Source organism: Neisseria subflava (genome assembly GCF_003044645.1).
Lineage (GTDB): Bacteria > Pseudomonadota > Gammaproteobacteria > Burkholderiales > Neisseriaceae > Neisseria > Neisseria subflava_B.
Map to the genome: position 1 here is coordinate 190,412 of NZ_POXL01000004.1, position 14,558 is coordinate 204,969.

Genomic DNA, 14,558 nt, shown 5'->3' on the forward strand with positions numbered 1-14,558 from the left:
CTTTGATAGTTTCGGAAGGAGTGTAGGTTTGGTTGATTGTATGTGCGACTAGCGAATAGTTTTTATGAGTCAGAGGTTGAAGCAACATTGAAAGGTGGAGATAAATATTGGGTTAAATGAATATTTATTCAAATAAGATTTATATGTAATAATGACGGAGAGGAAATATCCTATTATAATCCATCCCTTATCTTTTTCGAGAAAACTCTACTATGAAGCCTATTACAACAGGGGTAATCATCTTTATTGGAAGTGCCATCAGCGCAATCCTATTATACTTTTTTGGCCAAAATCTTGGCATTACGTCGACTATTGCAAAAATTGTGGTCTGGGCATGTGTATCAATGGTGATCTCATTGATACTCCTTACTCCTTTGATTACGAGATTTTTTTGGGCTAGGAGCTCCGATAAATACTCCGGTTTGAAACATTTAAATCCTGAAGATTTAAGTGGGGATAATGGAGAGTCTTCAACTCTGATTGGTATAGCGGAACGTTGGGAGCAGCTACGCCATATTTACTTATTGACTAGACAATATAAAAAACATCGTAAGCCTTGGATTTTCGTTGTAACCCAAGAACCAATGCTCTTGGATAGAGTTTTGCCTAATATTCGCCCGCAACTTTGGGTAGAAACGGCTTCTGCGATTTGGATAGATGCTCAGGCAATGGAACCTGCGAATGGTTGGCAGTATCTGAGGGGTGTGGGAAAACGTCCTGCAGAAGGTATTGTTGAGCTTCAAGGAGAGTTTTCAGTTCAGGAAAATACCGCTCAACTGCTTGAGTTAATGAAAAAACTTGGCTGGAAACTTCCAATTAATCAAGTTCATTTTGTAAATGATGCCAATGAAATGCCATCAGCAGTCAGTCATGCTTTGAAATATGGTTCAACAGTATCTTCAGCAGAGTTGATGAAAGAGTTGGATCAATTTGCTAATCGGTTGGCAGCTGTGGGTACACGATTGATTGAAGCAGATTTAGAACAAACACCCATTGCGAAATTGTCCGCCAAACTGCCGTCACAAACTCAGGCGTTGGCTGATTATATTGCTGCAGAAAAGCGGGGATTAGGAAAACTGGATACTGTTGCAGGTATTTCTTTTATCCAATCAAATCAACCTGAACAATCAGGAGATTTGATTTTCCGTGCATTCAACGATTTATCTGTTTTGGGTTCCGGAAAGAAACTGCGTTTTTCTAAAACGGAAAAAATTTATTTGGGCTTAAGTGCAGTTGCCTTGTTTGTCGGTGGTGCGTTTGCAGTCAGTGCATATAGTAGCTATCAAGAACTCAGCCGTTTGAAGACCGATTTTGAAAGCGTACAGAAAGTAAGATCTCGTGCAGAGAAAGTAGCTACACTTATTCGATTGCAACAAGATATTACAGATTTGGAGTCTCGTCGAAGCTTCTCACAATATGCAGTTAAGTTTTTGGGGTATGAGCATCGACAAGAGCTCTTGGCTGTTGCTTACCGTAAATATAATAATTTGGCAAAAGATGTTATCAGCCGTCCTGCTACTGCCTTTTTTGAGAACAAGTTAGATGAATTGGTAATGTTGGAAGGCAGAATTCCTGATGATTTTGAACTTCAGGATAGTGCTTATCAAGATTTGAAAGCATATTTGATGCTGACGTCTCATGTTGAGAAAACAAAAGGCACAAAAGATGCGGAATTCTTAGTAACCAAATTGACGCAGATGTTGACGACGCAAAATGTGGCGGCAAAAGATGCGCAAACGTTGGCACAATTTTTTGTGTCGCGTATGTCACAGAAAAATAATTTGGCAGAGCCTGAACAAACTGAATTGGTATCAAGAAGCCGTCAGGTCTTGGTGGACTGGATCAATCGCGACCAAGGCAGTGAGCAATTGTATAAACGCATTATTCAGGGTACGAATGCCAAATTGCAAACCATTACCTTAGACAAATTGCTTAATAAGGATTTGAAAGGTATTTGGAATGTTGGAAAACCTTTGCCGCGTATATATACGGTTGAGGGTTGGGAAAAATATATTAAGCCGGGATTAGAGCAGGCAATTAAAGACAGCAAGAGCAATGATTGGGTATTGGGCGGTAATGTGTACCAAGCTTCGGTAACAGAAGCAGCAATCAATAGCCTGAAAGAACGTTACTTTAAGGAATATGCTACCGCTTGGTATAACATGATGAACAGCATTACATGGCAACCGAGAACAACCAGCTTGGATGCAGTCAATCAGCTTCACGTCTATGCGGATCCTCAACGTTCGCCATTGGTGGCATTATTTAATGCAGTGAAAGAAAGCAGTCAGCTGGATAGCAAGAAGGTTGATGTCAATCCTGCTGTTGCAGATGCAGCAAAACGTGTAGCCGCAAGACAACTGTCTACTCGTTCGCGTAAGGTTGCAGATGCGGTATTGAATTCTCAATCTGAAAATATTAATGCTTTGGAAGATAAGGTAAATGATTATCTGGCAGGGCCGTTGGAAGCAGAATTTGAAACTCTGTTGCAATTGATTGATGCACAAATTAATCCAAAGAGTGATTTGAGCCTGCAGCGTTACCTTGAACGTGTAACTACTGTGAAGCAGCGTTTGATTCAAATGACAGCATCCTCTGATACTGGAGGTGCGGCAAGAACAGCTGTGCAAGGTGTTTTAAACGGTGGTGATAATGAGTTCCTCGACGGCATACAGTACGCACGTTTAATTGAGGCCGGTGTGGGTGACAGATTGTTGCCGTTTGCACGAAATGTTTTTGTATTACCGTTTAATTCCGTATGGGATTCAATTGCCGGTGTTGCTCAAAAAGACATCAATAATTTGTGGGCAAGCAATTTTGTCAATCCTATGCAGTCTGAACTGGGTGGCAGATATCCATTTGCTCGATCAGAAATCGAAGTTTCGATTCCGGTATTGGCAAAATATTTGGATGTTAACAAAGGTGCACTTAATCAGTTTGTCACAACCCAATTGGCAGGTGTTTTAACCAAACAAGGTAACCAATGGATTGTTGCGCCCGGAAGTGAATTGAAAGTTAATCCGGGATTGCTGCAACAATTGAATAAATTGAGTGCTATTTCTGAAGATTTCTTTGTTAACGGAGAGGGTGGTTATAGCTTTGAGCTGAAGCCGACATCTACTCAAGGTATTGTTCAGTATAATTTAATTATCGACGGCCAGTCTTTAGATTATTTCAACCAACAAACAGAGTGGAAGACATTTAAATGGCCTGGTGATGTCAGCAATGCCGGTCTTCGCATTTCTTGGGAAACTGAGGCAGAAGGTATGCGTAAGACTCAAGAAATTAGTGGTCGCTTCGGTTTTATCCGTATGCTTGAAAAATCTAGGGTTACACCGATTGACAGTGGCACTTATTTAGTCGAATTCCCATTGGAAAAAGACAAATTGATGAGGTTCTATATGAGAACTAATTCCGGTAAAGGACCTTTGGGATTGTTGGAACTGAAGAATATCCATCTGCCGAATAAGATTTTTGAGGTTAAATAATCATGACATTACCCCAATGGGTAAAGCCGATACTTGGTGATGAGGGTACATCAATCACCGATAACAATATTCATCGCTGGCAAGAGTGGCTAGAACCTGTTTCAGACGGCCACCCTTGTGGCGAGGATGTTGCATATGCCGATGATTTTGAGGCTATTAAAATTGAATTGGCCAAACTTTCAGGTATTGATTGCCGATTGATTTTGGATGCTTCTGAACGCTTGTTAAAACGTCAATCTAAAGACTTGAGAGTAGCAACTTATTATATTTTTGCCGCTTTGCGAGATAGGGGGTTGGCAGGTTTTTCAGATGGTTTGGAAATTTTATGTGGATTGCTGCAAAAATTTGATCAATCACTATGGCCGAAAAAGCCGGTACAAAAACGCAATGCATTAAATTGGCTGTCTGGGGAAAGAGTGTTGGATACTCTCAAAGGGACTGAATTATCTAATTCGGTAGACCTTAAGCGGACATTATCGGCGTTAATGTCGTTGCAGCATTATCTTGAGGGATGGGAAGAATCAGTACGTCCCAGCCTGTTTCCGTTATTGCAATATTTTGAAGAGTCATCTGTTCGTTTTTCATCACCTCAGACAAGTACAAGTCAAAGTCAGGAAGTTAGTACACCTATTGACCAGGAAGTTGTACCACAGATTCGTCAAGAGAGTCAGAGGCCGTCTGAAAGTTTAGCTGTCACTCAAGTTAACTCTTCTAAAGCCTTACTCGATCAAGTTAGGATTAATGCCGCCTATTTAAGAGAGCAGGATGATGGATATTGGCCTGCATATAAGATGATTCGCGCTGTACGTTGGGGTGGGCTAAATGGTATCCCGCCTCATCAAAATGGTCAGACTCGTTTGAAAGCTCCAAGGACAGATTTATTGGCAACTTTAAATCGTTTGGTTAATGAGCAGCAATGGCGGGATTTGCTTGATAGAGTAGAAGCGGCTTTTTTAGAAGGCGCTAATCAGTATTGGCTCGATTTGCAATATTACGCGTGGCAAGGACAGCAGGCTTTGGGTGGTTTATATCTTTCCCAGGTTGACTCATCATTATTTGAGCTAAAATCATTACTGACCAGATGTGATGGCTTGACTGGATTAAGTTTTGATAACGGATTTCCGTTTGTTTCAGCCGATACGCTTACGTGGTTGGAGCAAAAGGTTATGCCATCGATGCGCAAGCAGACTAGTAGCCGAACAGTTCAAAAAGCAGTAATAGAATCATCATCTCAGGTAGAAAACCAAGAAAGTCAATGGCAACAGGCTTTGTTAAAAACACAAGAACAAGGTTTGGATGCTGCTTTTGCTTGGTTGGAAACATTACCAGAGTTGCAGTCAGGTGCAGGGCAGGTTAAAAAGTGGCTGATGATGGCCCGTTTGGCTGCAAACAATCAAAAAGCAGATTGGGCATTGAAACTGTTGGAACAGGCTTCACGGCAGATGCAGGTTTTGACAGTAAAAGAGTGGGATAAACATTTTGCATTTGATGTATATGCTTTGTGGTATCAGCTGTTAAATGAAAATTTTGATAAGAAAGATACGGAAGCTACTGGGCAACTTGAATTTTTACGAACTGAATTAATGCAGATTGATATTGTCCGTGCATTAGAATTAATCGATTAAACATATATTATGTCAGATCCCACATTACGTTATTATGAAGAAGAGATGCGGTATCTCAAGGAAGCAGGGTTAGAGTTTTCAAAAGCTCACCCTGATCGTGCCGCAATGCTGAATTTAGACAGAGTAGGTACACGCGATCCTTATGTGGAGCGATTGTTTGAAGGCTTTGCTTTCTTAACAGGAAGAATCAGACAAAAACTTGATGATGACTTTCCAGAATTGACTGAGGGTTTGGTCAATATGCTGTGGCCTCATTATCTGAGGATGATTCCTTCTTTGACTGTTTTAGAGTTAATTCCAGATGATAAAAAGTTGCAGGGTGGGCAGCTTGTTAAAAAAGGACTATCCGTACAATCTGAGCCCATTAATATTAATGACAGGTTGACGAGATGCCTGTACCGAACTACAGGTGATGTTAAACTCCAGCCCCTGAGTATTTTGCATACGTTATTGGATTATGATGCAAATGGTCAAAGTGTCATCAAATTGACTTTTGGTATTCACAGGCAGACACAGAAAGACAATTTGGATTTTTCTAAAATCAGAATTTATATTTCTGCTGATGAACCAGTTGCTTTTGCATTACGTCATGCCTTGTTAAATCAGGCTGCTCAAATTAGTATCCATCATGCCGAACTACCATCTGGAGGTAATATACGGTTTAAGGCCGTCGGATTTGCCGAAGATGAGAGATTGTGGGAAAAAGTAAATAACAGTTTCAGTGGATATCAATTACTATTGGAATATTTTTGTTTTAAACAGAAGTTTTTCTTTATTGATTTGATTGGTATTGATGCCGAAGAATGGTCGGAACGCATTAATGAGTTTAGTATTAATGTAGTTCTATCCAAACAATATCCTTCAGAGCTTAGATTTCCTCCAGATTGCCTGAAATTAAACTGTGTTCCTGCCATTAACCTCTTTGACATGGAGGCTGAGCCTATTCGGGTGGATCACAAGGCATTTGAATATCCTGTTAAGCCCTTGTTGCATGAGGGTATGGCAGTCGAGGTGTATTCAGTAAATGAAGTGGAAGCTGTAAATCATGAGACAGGCAAGCGCTACTCATATATTCCTTTCTCGTCATTCCAACATCGTGGTGGGTTGATGAAATATGATGCTCCTGAACGGTATTACCATACGAAGGTAAAACGAGGAGTATCTGGAAAGCATGAAACATTTATTATGCTTGGAGGATTGTTGTGGGATAGAAAAGATATTCTGCCTACTGAAACACTTTCTCTAAAAGTAGTAGGGACCAATGGTGCTTTGCCACGTAAGAGTTTGAGGGAAACCCAGATTCAAGACACGGATATAGCCGAGCCCAATATTAAAATGGTAAGAAACCTTACGACTCCGACGTTGTCATGCTATCCTCCAACAGAAGACAGATTTCAATGGCGTATCTTGTCCCATTTGTCACCAAATTATCTATCATTACTAAACGTTGATAGTTTAAAAGGTGCATTGTCGATTTACGATTGGACCGAAGATGAATTGAATAAGCGCAGATTGAACGGGATTGTTGACGTTAAGCATGAAACGGTACAAAGAATCGAGCGTGGTGCAGTTCATCGTGGAGTTCATATTACAGTAACATTTGATTCAACTGCATTTAATGGGGAAGCAGAAATTTATTTGTTCGGAGAATTATTGAACGAATTTTTTGCAATGTATGCTGATTTGAACCTATTTACCCGGTTCAGCATAGTTTCTCTGCCATCCGGGAAAACATATACATGGAAAGACAGCAAAACAACTATCACACGGTTTTAGAAACAGCGCATAAAAGTGCTAAAGAAAATAACGGCAGACAGACACTTCCTCTATGGGAGATTCCCAGAAATAAATCTTATCGCGAAGGTATAGCATCTGAAATTTTTCAAGAGAAATTGGGAGAGTTTATTGTACGCAATGCAGCAACAATGAATTTTTTCCAATTTTGTCGGGTTTTGGAAACGCTTGCCGATGGTGCTGAAGAAAAAGCTGTAGAGTCAATGGTAAGATTCAGAAGGGTGAAGTCTCTATCTTTCCCTTCTGGGGAAATTGCATCGGTTGAATATGATGCGGAAGCCGAGTTACCAACTGTAAGGACAACATTTTTAGGTTTGTATGGCGTAGATGCTGTCTTGCCGGATTATTTCCTGAACGATATTGCAACGCATAAAGACGGTAGTGAAAGCTTAGCCGCATTTTTGGATATTTTTAACCATAGAATTACAACCCTGTTTTTTCAGGCATGGAAAAAATACCGCTATCCGTTTTTGTTTCAAAATGAAGGGCAGGATGATTTATCTCGCTCTCTTTTGCACCTTATTGGGCAGGGGATGGTAGACGGCAAATTTATACATCCTTTGCTAGATAGCAGAATCTTGGGATTGTTCAGTGTTTTTTATCAGCGCACCCGAACAAAAGAAGGTATTATCAGTATAGTTAGATATTTGTTACCTTTTGCAGATGTAACAGTAAAAGAATTTCAGCCTCAGTGGGTAATATTGGAAAAAAATCGTGAGTTGGGGAAAGCCGGTTTGAGATTGGATGGAGGAAGTGCATCTTTAGGCAGTAGAATAAAAGATCATAGTCATCTGATACGTATTGAGATTACACCAGATACATTTGAGAATGCACAACTTCTATTACCAAAACAAACATTACACCAAAAATTACTTGAATTATTGAAGCTCTATTTGGGTTGCCGTTTTGATGCAAGCATTTACCTAAACATCAAGAAGCAATGGATACCTCAAAGTCGTTTAGCAAAAAAACAAATGTTGGGGATTAATACCGGTTTAGGTACGATGCATCAAGACAAGCAAATAAAGATAGCGAACTATACATATTCAAACTAATTTAAGAAAACGGAAAATCATGAATAAGAAAACTAGAATTCAGTCAGTCTGCGCATTAGCCTTGTTGTGCGCGGTATTATCAGGTTGCGGGGTTTTGCAAGGTGTGAAAGATGGTACGACCAATGTAACTAAAAGTATCTTTTATACTAAGTTAAAGATATTAAAGATTGACTTGGTTGCTCGTAATGGGTTGAATCAAAATGAACGGGGTCAATCGTTATCGACAGTTGTTCGCATTTATCAGCTTCGAGATAAGCAGAATTATGAAGTTGCATCTTATCGTGACTTGCTTAATCAAGATAAAACCATTTTGGGCAATGATTTGGTAGAAGGGTATAAGCAATATACCATTCGACCTGGTGAAACTATCAGCTTGGATGAAACCTTGGATAAAGAGACCAAGTATGTTGGTATCGTGGCTTTTTATAATCGGGTAGGAGAGGATCAACCGTGGAAAATGCTTCTATCCAAAAAACAGCTGAAAAATAAAAAGCCTTTAGTTGTTGAGTTGGTAGATAATAAAGTTGTAATTCAAGAGACCGAAAAGAAAGTCAAATAATGGATGCAGCCCTCTATGAGAAATTAACGGGGTTTTATTCTGATGGCTTGCCGCTAGATGGGCTTCCAGATGGTTTCCAGTTAGTTAGGAGTGTTTTAGATAATATCCAACGCATTCTCAATAGTCGGAGTGGTTCCTTGAAGCATTTGCCTGATTATGGAATCCCTGACCTTAGTATGGTTTATAAGAATTTACCGTCTAGTGCACATGATTTACGATATTTCATGAGGAAGACCTTATTGAAATATGAGCCTAGATTGAGAAATTTAGACATTCGACTGACTGAGTCTAAAGACAATATTATGGTTTTATGCTATCAGCTTGAATGTGAAATTGAAAATGCTGGTGCTGTAGTCATAGACACTTATTTTATGCCTGAAGGAACGGTTTCTGTTAAACGCAGCCGAGCGTAACTTTTTAGGTATCAACAGATTACTTTAAACTTAAGAACTAAATATATGGTTAAACACTTTTTTCTTACTTGCAGTGTATTGCTTTCAGCAGCTGCCCAGACAGCCTTAGCTAAAGAGTATGATTTAGAAGGTACATTAGTTACTCAAAATAACTATGTACGAATTCAGAGTTGTAATCTGAAAAATACTTATGCTTTATTACCTGGTAGTGGAAATGGCTATGAAGCGACAGCAGAGATTGTCAGTACTAGAAAAAATATGCCTGAAAGCACGCCAATCTATGTTGCTTTAAAAGGAAAATTAGAAAGCTCCAATTTTTTAGTTTCTGGAATTGAACTCATCAAAATAGGGGAAAACTGCCATACAGCCAAAACTAAATCCTCATCTCCTGAAAAAGCTGTTCAGAAATACCCAAGTGAAAACCAGCAGCCAGATTTAGAAGACAAAAATTCTAAGGCTGAGCCATACAATCCTACATTGAAGCCGGTAGAAGCAGAACCAGCGGTGACAGAACCAGAAAATCTGAAACAAACAGCAGAAGAACCAGGAACAACGATATCAGTTGAGCCGGCTCATCATTCAAAAACTACACAAGCTGAAGACGGTAAAAAGTCTAAAGATGATCAATATTCTTCTGATAATCTTCTTGATAAGCAGGTTAAAACAGAAGATGCTAAACAGGCAGATATTGAAAAATTGGATAGAGGAAATGCTACTCCAGTTGATCCTGTAACGTTAAATACATCTAAGCCAAATGTTCAATCTGTAGAGACTCCTGAAAAGGTAGAGCAACCTGCAGTAGATGAATCTAAGGCTGTGGAACAATCAGTGGTTGAAGAAACTAAGTCCGTAGAGCAGTCATCTATAGTAGAAACACCTGAGGCAGTAGAACAACCAATAGCAAGTGAATCTAAAGCTGCAGAACAGCCAGTGATTGTAGAAACTAAGACTGTAGAACAGTCATCGGCAGTAGAAGCATCTGCGGTAGTGCAACCACCGGTAGTAGAAGAGCCTAAAGTTGTGGAACAACTGGAGGAAGTCAAAGCATTTGAACCGACTGTAGCTTCTGAAACGGTACACAATCCTATAATAGAAGAGACTTCTATAGAGGCCGAAGAGAAACCGTCTGTACCAGAGGTTGTTACTCCAGCATCGTCCTCTGTGGAAGATCGTGTAACGGTATTTGAAACTCAGCCTAAAGCCGATAATCAAGAATCTACACAATTAGAGGTTCCGTTTTTAGGGACGCAAGCCGACCAGTTAACAGAAGCAACTCATTCTACACACGAAACTTTCTCGGGAACCGAAGCATCCGCACCAATAACTGATTCATTATCGAATGAAGTTTCTGCACAGCCAGTTTATGTGAATCACATTATTGTGCATGAAGATGATGTGGCTGAGTAAAAGGTAACCAATATAGTCGAGTTAGTCTTCAGTTATGAGAAAAGGCCGTCTGAAGAATCTTAGTTTTAAGTTAAATGGATTTCGATTCTTCAGGTAATTGTAAAAGGTTTTAAGAAATTTGTTCTCGCGAATAAAAAAGCTTACTTAAATCATTAAGTAAGCTTTTTTTGTATTTAATGGGCAGTAAGCATATGAATTATTCGTAGCTCTTATACACAGAAAATCAGAGATTTTCTGATGGTGTTTGATACAGGGTTTGGGGATTGTCTGTATCGGGGATCTCTGCCGGGGAGGTTTGAGGGGCTGCTACCGGTTCGGAAGTTGCGTTGCTGTCCACCAAGTCATCGATGTCGATGTTGTCGTCTTCGCTTTGAGGAAGCGTGCCGCCGGTTTGTTGGGAGCGGACTTTCATGTAAAGGTCGCGTGTGTAGCTGTATTTGTCGATGGCTGCGCCTTCGAGGCTGTCGGTCAGGTCGAGCAGTTCTTTACGGGTGTTGATGGCTTGCAGGCCGATTGTGCCCCAGCGTCCTGCTCTGGTGTGGAAGACGGCGTTTTTAACCGGATAGACGGTGGTAACGGCGTTGCCGACGGTATCGCGTACGGTAGACGGGCCGAGTAGGGGGACAACGAAGTAGTTGCTGTTTTTCCAGCCCCATGAGGCGAAGGTGTCGCCGAGGGTGTTTTTATTGCTGGGTACGCCGCCTGCACCGGCTACGTCGATTAAACCGCCAAGGCCGAAGGTGGTGTTGATGCCGACGCGGACGAGGTCTTCGCTGGCGCGTTTGACGTCAAGGCGCAGCACGTTGCTGCCGAAGCTGACGACATCGCGCAGGTTGTTGAAGAAGTTGCTCACGCCGGTACGCACCGGTTTGGGCGTTACTTTGCGATAACCGCGTGCGACGGGGGAAAGGACGTATTTGTCTGCTTTGTCGTTGAACTTGGAAACGGTACGGTTGTAGCCTTCGTAAGGGTCGGCCGGATTGCGTTCGGCAAGTGCGGGAGCGGAGGCTATGCTGATGAGGAGGCAGAGGGAAGCGGTGGTTTTTTTCATGATTGCAACCAGTCTTTGATTTCGTAAAGTTCGGCCAGTGCGCGGACGGAATCGGGAATGTTTTGAATGGTCGGTTTTTTGTCTGTCCGGCGCAGAGCGTTGAGCAGCAGGGAAACGCAGGCTGAATCTGCTTTGCCTACTTGGCTGAAGTCTATGCTGTCTGTTTCTTTCAGACGGCATTGTTGTTCGTAGCGCGCAAAGGCGGAGGCAGTCAGGGTTTTGACGGTAACGTCGCCGCTGATGTAGAGCGTGCCGTTGCGTATTTCTGTTTGCATGGTGTCTTTATGATGTAAGGCACCATGCCGTCTGAACATCAGGCAGCATGGTGCGGGGTGGATTATTTACCGCCGTTTTTGGCTTTCAAGTCGGCAATCAGGCCGTCGATGCCTTTGGCTTTGATGGTTTCGCCGAATTGGTTGCGGTATACGGTAACCAAGCTTGCGCCTTCGACTGCGACATTGTATGCGCGGTATTTGTTGCCGCTTTGGTAGGTGGTGAAGTCCATGTTGACCGGTTTTTGGCCGGAAACATTGATTTCAGCGCGGACAACGACTTCTTTACCGCCTTTGTTTACGACAGGGTTGTCTTTGATGTTGACCTTGGCATTTTTGAATTTCAGCATGGTGCCGGAGTAGGTGCGGATCAGCAGGGTTTGGAACTCTTTGGTCAACGCTTGTTTTTGTGCGTCAGTCGCAGTACGCCATGGGTTGCCGACGGCCAAAGCGGTCATGCGTTGGAAGTCGAAGTAAGGGATGGCGTAGGCTTCGGCTTTTTGGCGTGCAGTGTTGGCGTCGCCGCTGTTGAGGATTTTCAGCACTTGAACGGAGTTTTCACGGACTTGGTTGACTGCGTCGGCAGGAGAGGCAAATGCCATGCTGATGCTCAATACGCCGATGCTCAATGCGCTGATGAAGGAAGTTTTTTTCATGGGAGTGTCCTGAATATTGGGTTGATATGTGTTTATTGTTCGTTTTGACCGGCAGATTCACTGTCTGCGTTTTTCTCGGCAAAGCTGGTCATGAATTTGCCGATAAGGTTTTCCAAAACCATGGCGGAGCTGGTGACGGTAATGGTGTCGCCTGCCGCCAAAGAATCAGTATCGCCGCCTTGTTGCAGGCCGATGTATTGTTCGCCCAACAATCCTGAAGTCAGGATTTGTGCGGAAACGTCGCTGCTGAAGTGATATTGGCTGTCCAGATTGAGGGCGACTTTGGCCTGATAGGATTTAGGGTCGAGCTGAATGGAGGCAACACGGCCCACCAGTACGCCTGCGGATTTGACCGGAGCGTTGGTTTTCAAACCGCCGATGTCGCTGAAATCGGCATAGACGGTGTAGGTTTGAGAGGATTTGCCGAACGATTGTCCGCCGGCGGCACGGAAGGCGAGAAAGCCGATAGCGGCTGCGCCCAGCAAGACAAACAGTCCTACCCAAAATTCCAAAGCATTTTTTTTCATGTGCTATTGTCCTTGTTTCATTCTTTTTAAGTGTCGTTTCAGACGGCCTTTAGTCGGTAAACATCCATGCGGTCAACATGAAGTCGACAGCGAGGATGGTCAGGGCGGAAGACACTACTGTGCGTGTACTGGCGCGCAAAATACCTTCGGAAGTCGGTACGCAGTGGAAACCCTGATGTACGGCGATTAACGTAACGGCTACGCCGAAAGCGGCGGATTTGATTAAGCCGTTGAGGACGTCGTAATGGAAGGTAATGTTGTTTTGCATTTGCGACCAGAAAATACCGCCGTCCAGACCCAGCCATTCGACGCCGACCAAATACGCGCCGTAAATGCCGGCAACGTTGAAAATCGATGCCAGCAAAGGCATGGAAAACACGCCCGCCCAAAAGCGCGGCGCAACCACGCGCGCCACGGGGTCAACCGCCATCACGTTCATCGCTTCAAGCTGCTCGGTGGTTTTCATCAAGCCGATTTCGCTGGTCATGGCACCGCCCGCGCTGCTGGCAAACAGAATGGCCGCTAATACGGGACCCAATTCGCGCAACAGGGAAGCGGCAACCATATAGCCCAAAATATCGGCGGATTTGAATTTTGCCAGCTGCGTATAGCCTTGCAAGCCCAATACCATGCCGACAAACAGGCCGGAGACGGCAACAATCAGGACAGACAACACGCCTGCAAAGTAAACCTGGCGGATGCTCAGGCGCGGGCGGGCAAACGCCGTACCTGATTTGGCCAGGATCTGCAGGAAAAACAGCGTAATGCTGCCCAGCGATTGGATGAAGCCGAGGGTTTTTGCCCCGACGGAACGGATAAAATTCATAGGTTTCAGTTGATTGGTTAAATGGTTTTCAGACGGCCTGGTTTAAGTTTCAGGCCGTCTGAACATCAGCCCAGCAAGTCTTGTTTTAAAGTCGTTTGCGCCGGATAGCGGTATGCGACAGGACCATCTGCCAAGCCGCCGACAAACTGGCGCACCCAAGGCGAGTCGAGTTTGCGCATTTCTTCGGGCGAGCCGGAGAACATGATTTCGCCGTGTGCCAAGAAAATCACTTGATCGACAATTTCCAATGATTTTTCAATATCATGCGTTACCATAACGCTGGTTGAGCGCAGGGCTTTGTTGGCGCGGCTGATGAGGTGGGCGATGACGCCCAGCGAAATCGGGTCGAGGCCGGTAAAAGGCTCGTCGTACAACATGATTTCAGGGTCGAGCGCAATCGTACGCGCGAGGGCGACGCGGCGCGACATACCGCCGGAAAGCTCGGAAGGCATCAGGTTTTCAATGCCGCGCAAACCGACTGCATTCAGTTTCAGCAATACTAAATCGCGGATGACCGCTTCGGGCAAATCCGTCAGTTCGCGCATGGGGAAGGCGATGTTGTCGAAGACGGATAAGTCGGTGAACAATGCGCCGTGTTGGAACAAAACGCCCATGCGGCGGCGGTGTTCGTACAGCTCCTGCGCCGAAAAGGCGGCCAAATCTCGCCCTTCAATCAGCACTTTGCCCGATTGCGGGCGGATTTGACCCGTAATCAGGCGCATCAGCGTGGTTTTACCGCTGCCCGAACCACCCATTACGGCGGCGAAATTGCCTTGTGGAATGCTGAAGTTGATGTTGTTCAGAATAGGACGGTCGCCATATGCAAAGGCAACGTCTTTCATTTCGATGAAGGGTGTGGAACTCATGCAGGAGGGGAGTGTCGAA

At 43.5% G+C, this 14,558-nt stretch carries 13 protein-coding genes; 7 read left to right on the forward strand and 6 right to left on the reverse strand.

All coding sequences use genetic code 11. The annotated features are described in order from the left end of the window. Window positions 1–212: 212 nt before the first annotated feature. From DBY97_RS06190 to DBY97_RS06220, 7 genes are read left to right on the forward strand one after another with little or no spacing between them, the layout of a single operon-like run. Window positions 213–3,488, forward strand: coding sequence for an ImcF-related family protein (locus DBY97_RS06190; protein WP_107857821.1), 3,276 nt, complete (start codon window positions 213–215; stop codon window positions 3,486–3,488). Window positions 3,489–3,490: 2 nt separating this feature from the next. After that, entirely contained in the window at window positions 3,491–5,113 is a 1,623-nt protein-coding gene (tssA, locus tag DBY97_RS06195; RefSeq protein WP_234394527.1) for a type VI secretion system protein TssA, read from the forward strand. A gap of 9 nt (window positions 5,114–5,122) precedes the next feature. Beyond that, window positions 5,123–6,889, forward strand: coding sequence for a type VI secretion system baseplate subunit TssF (gene tssF, locus DBY97_RS06200; RefSeq protein ID WP_049332885.1), 1,767 nt, complete (start codon window positions 5,123–5,125; stop codon window positions 6,887–6,889). Continuing rightward, window positions 6,853–7,962, forward strand: a complete 1,110-nt coding sequence (gene tssG / locus DBY97_RS06205; RefSeq protein WP_107857822.1) for a type VI secretion system baseplate subunit TssG — start codon at window positions 6,853–6,855, stop codon at window positions 7,960–7,962. The genes tssF and tssG overlap by 37 nt, the downstream gene beginning before the upstream one ends. Window positions 7,963–7,981: 19 nt before the next feature. Next, complete coding sequence (gene tssJ / locus DBY97_RS06210) at window positions 7,982–8,521, forward strand: type VI secretion system lipoprotein TssJ (RefSeq protein WP_049332881.1); 540 nt, start codon at window positions 7,982–7,984, stop codon at window positions 8,519–8,521. Beyond that, window positions 8,521–8,934, forward strand: a complete 414-nt coding sequence (gene tssE, locus DBY97_RS06215) for a type VI secretion system baseplate subunit TssE (RefSeq protein WP_049332879.1) — start codon at window positions 8,521–8,523, stop codon at window positions 8,932–8,934. Before tssJ ends, tssE begins: the two co-directional genes overlap by 1 nt. Before the next feature lie 45 nt (window positions 8,935–8,979). Continuing rightward, window positions 8,980–10,341, forward strand: a complete 1,362-nt coding sequence (locus DBY97_RS06220; protein ID WP_107857823.1) for a hypothetical protein — start codon at window positions 8,980–8,982, stop codon at window positions 10,339–10,341. 223 nt (window positions 10,342–10,564) lie between these two features. Here DBY97_RS06220 and DBY97_RS06225 read toward each other — a convergent pair whose 3' ends face one another. From DBY97_RS06225 to DBY97_RS06250, 6 genes are all read right to left on the reverse strand, one after another. Continuing rightward, complete coding sequence (locus DBY97_RS06225; RefSeq protein WP_107857824.1) at window positions 10,565–11,392, reverse strand: MlaA family lipoprotein; 828 nt, start codon at window positions 11,390–11,392, stop codon at window positions 10,565–10,567. After that, window positions 11,389–11,667 (reverse strand): STAS domain-containing protein, encoded by a 279-nt coding sequence (locus DBY97_RS06230; protein ID WP_036493932.1) that lies wholly within the window; start codon window positions 11,665–11,667, stop codon window positions 11,389–11,391. Before DBY97_RS06230 ends, DBY97_RS06225 begins: the two co-directional genes overlap by 4 nt. 62 nt (window positions 11,668–11,729) lie before the next feature. Continuing rightward, on the reverse strand, window positions 11,730–12,320 hold the full coding sequence (locus tag DBY97_RS06235; protein ID WP_070695254.1) for an MlaC/ttg2D family ABC transporter substrate-binding protein: 591 nt from the start codon (window positions 12,318–12,320) through the stop codon (window positions 11,730–11,732). 32 nt (window positions 12,321–12,352) lie between these two features. After that, window positions 12,353–12,847: an outer membrane lipid asymmetry maintenance protein MlaD gene (gene mlaD / locus DBY97_RS06240; protein WP_070583999.1), complete on the reverse strand. Its 495-nt coding sequence runs from the start codon at window positions 12,845–12,847 to the stop codon at window positions 12,353–12,355. Window positions 12,848–12,896: 49 nt separating this feature from the next. Continuing rightward, window positions 12,897–13,673: a lipid asymmetry maintenance ABC transporter permease subunit MlaE gene (mlaE, locus tag DBY97_RS06245; protein ID WP_003683792.1), complete on the reverse strand. Its 777-nt coding sequence runs from the start codon at window positions 13,671–13,673 to the stop codon at window positions 12,897–12,899. A 65-nt stretch (window positions 13,674–13,738) separates the two neighbouring features. Further along, the gene (locus DBY97_RS06250; protein WP_107857825.1) at window positions 13,739–14,539 is read right to left on the reverse strand and encodes an ABC transporter ATP-binding protein; all 801 of its coding nucleotides are present in this window, start codon (window positions 14,537–14,539) and stop codon (window positions 13,739–13,741) included. Window positions 14,540–14,558: the final 19 nt, after the last annotated feature.

Bases quoted from the DNA above. Each gene is read 5' to 3' on its own strand.
- DBY97_RS06190 (WP_107857821.1), top strand. From the start codon at position 213: ATGAAGCCTATTACAACAGGGGTAATCATCTTTATTGGAAGTGCCATC.
- tssA (WP_234394527.1), top strand. From the start codon at position 3,491: ATGACATTACCCCAATGGGTAAAGCCGATACTTGGTGATGAGGGTACA.
- tssF (WP_049332885.1), top strand. From the start codon at position 5,123: ATGTCAGATCCCACATTACGTTATTATGAAGAAGAGATGCGGTATCTC.
- tssG (WP_107857822.1), top strand. From the start codon at position 6,853: ATGGAAAGACAGCAAAACAACTATCACACGGTTTTAGAAACAGCGCAT.
- tssJ (WP_049332881.1), top strand. From the start codon at position 7,982: ATGAATAAGAAAACTAGAATTCAGTCAGTCTGCGCATTAGCCTTGTTG.
- tssE (WP_049332879.1), top strand. From the start codon at position 8,521: ATGGATGCAGCCCTCTATGAGAAATTAACGGGGTTTTATTCTGATGGC.
- DBY97_RS06220 (WP_107857823.1), top strand. From the start codon at position 8,980: ATGGTTAAACACTTTTTTCTTACTTGCAGTGTATTGCTTTCAGCAGCT.
- DBY97_RS06225 (WP_107857824.1), bottom strand. From the start codon at position 11,392: ATGAAAAAAACCACCGCTTCCCTCTGCCTCCTCATCAGCATAGCCTCC.
- DBY97_RS06230 (WP_036493932.1), bottom strand. From the start codon at position 11,667: ATGCAAACAGAAATACGCAACGGCACGCTCTACATCAGCGGCGACGTT.
- DBY97_RS06235 (WP_070695254.1), bottom strand. From the start codon at position 12,320: ATGAAAAAAACTTCCTTCATCAGCGCATTGAGCATCGGCGTATTGAGC.
- mlaD (WP_070583999.1), bottom strand. From the start codon at position 12,847: ATGAAAAAAAATGCTTTGGAATTTTGGGTAGGACTGTTTGTCTTGCTG.
- mlaE (WP_003683792.1), bottom strand. From the start codon at position 13,673: ATGAATTTTATCCGTTCCGTCGGGGCAAAAACCCTCGGCTTCATCCAA.
- DBY97_RS06250 (WP_107857825.1), bottom strand. From the start codon at position 14,539: ATGAGTTCCACACCCTTCATCGAAATGAAAGACGTTGCCTTTGCATAT.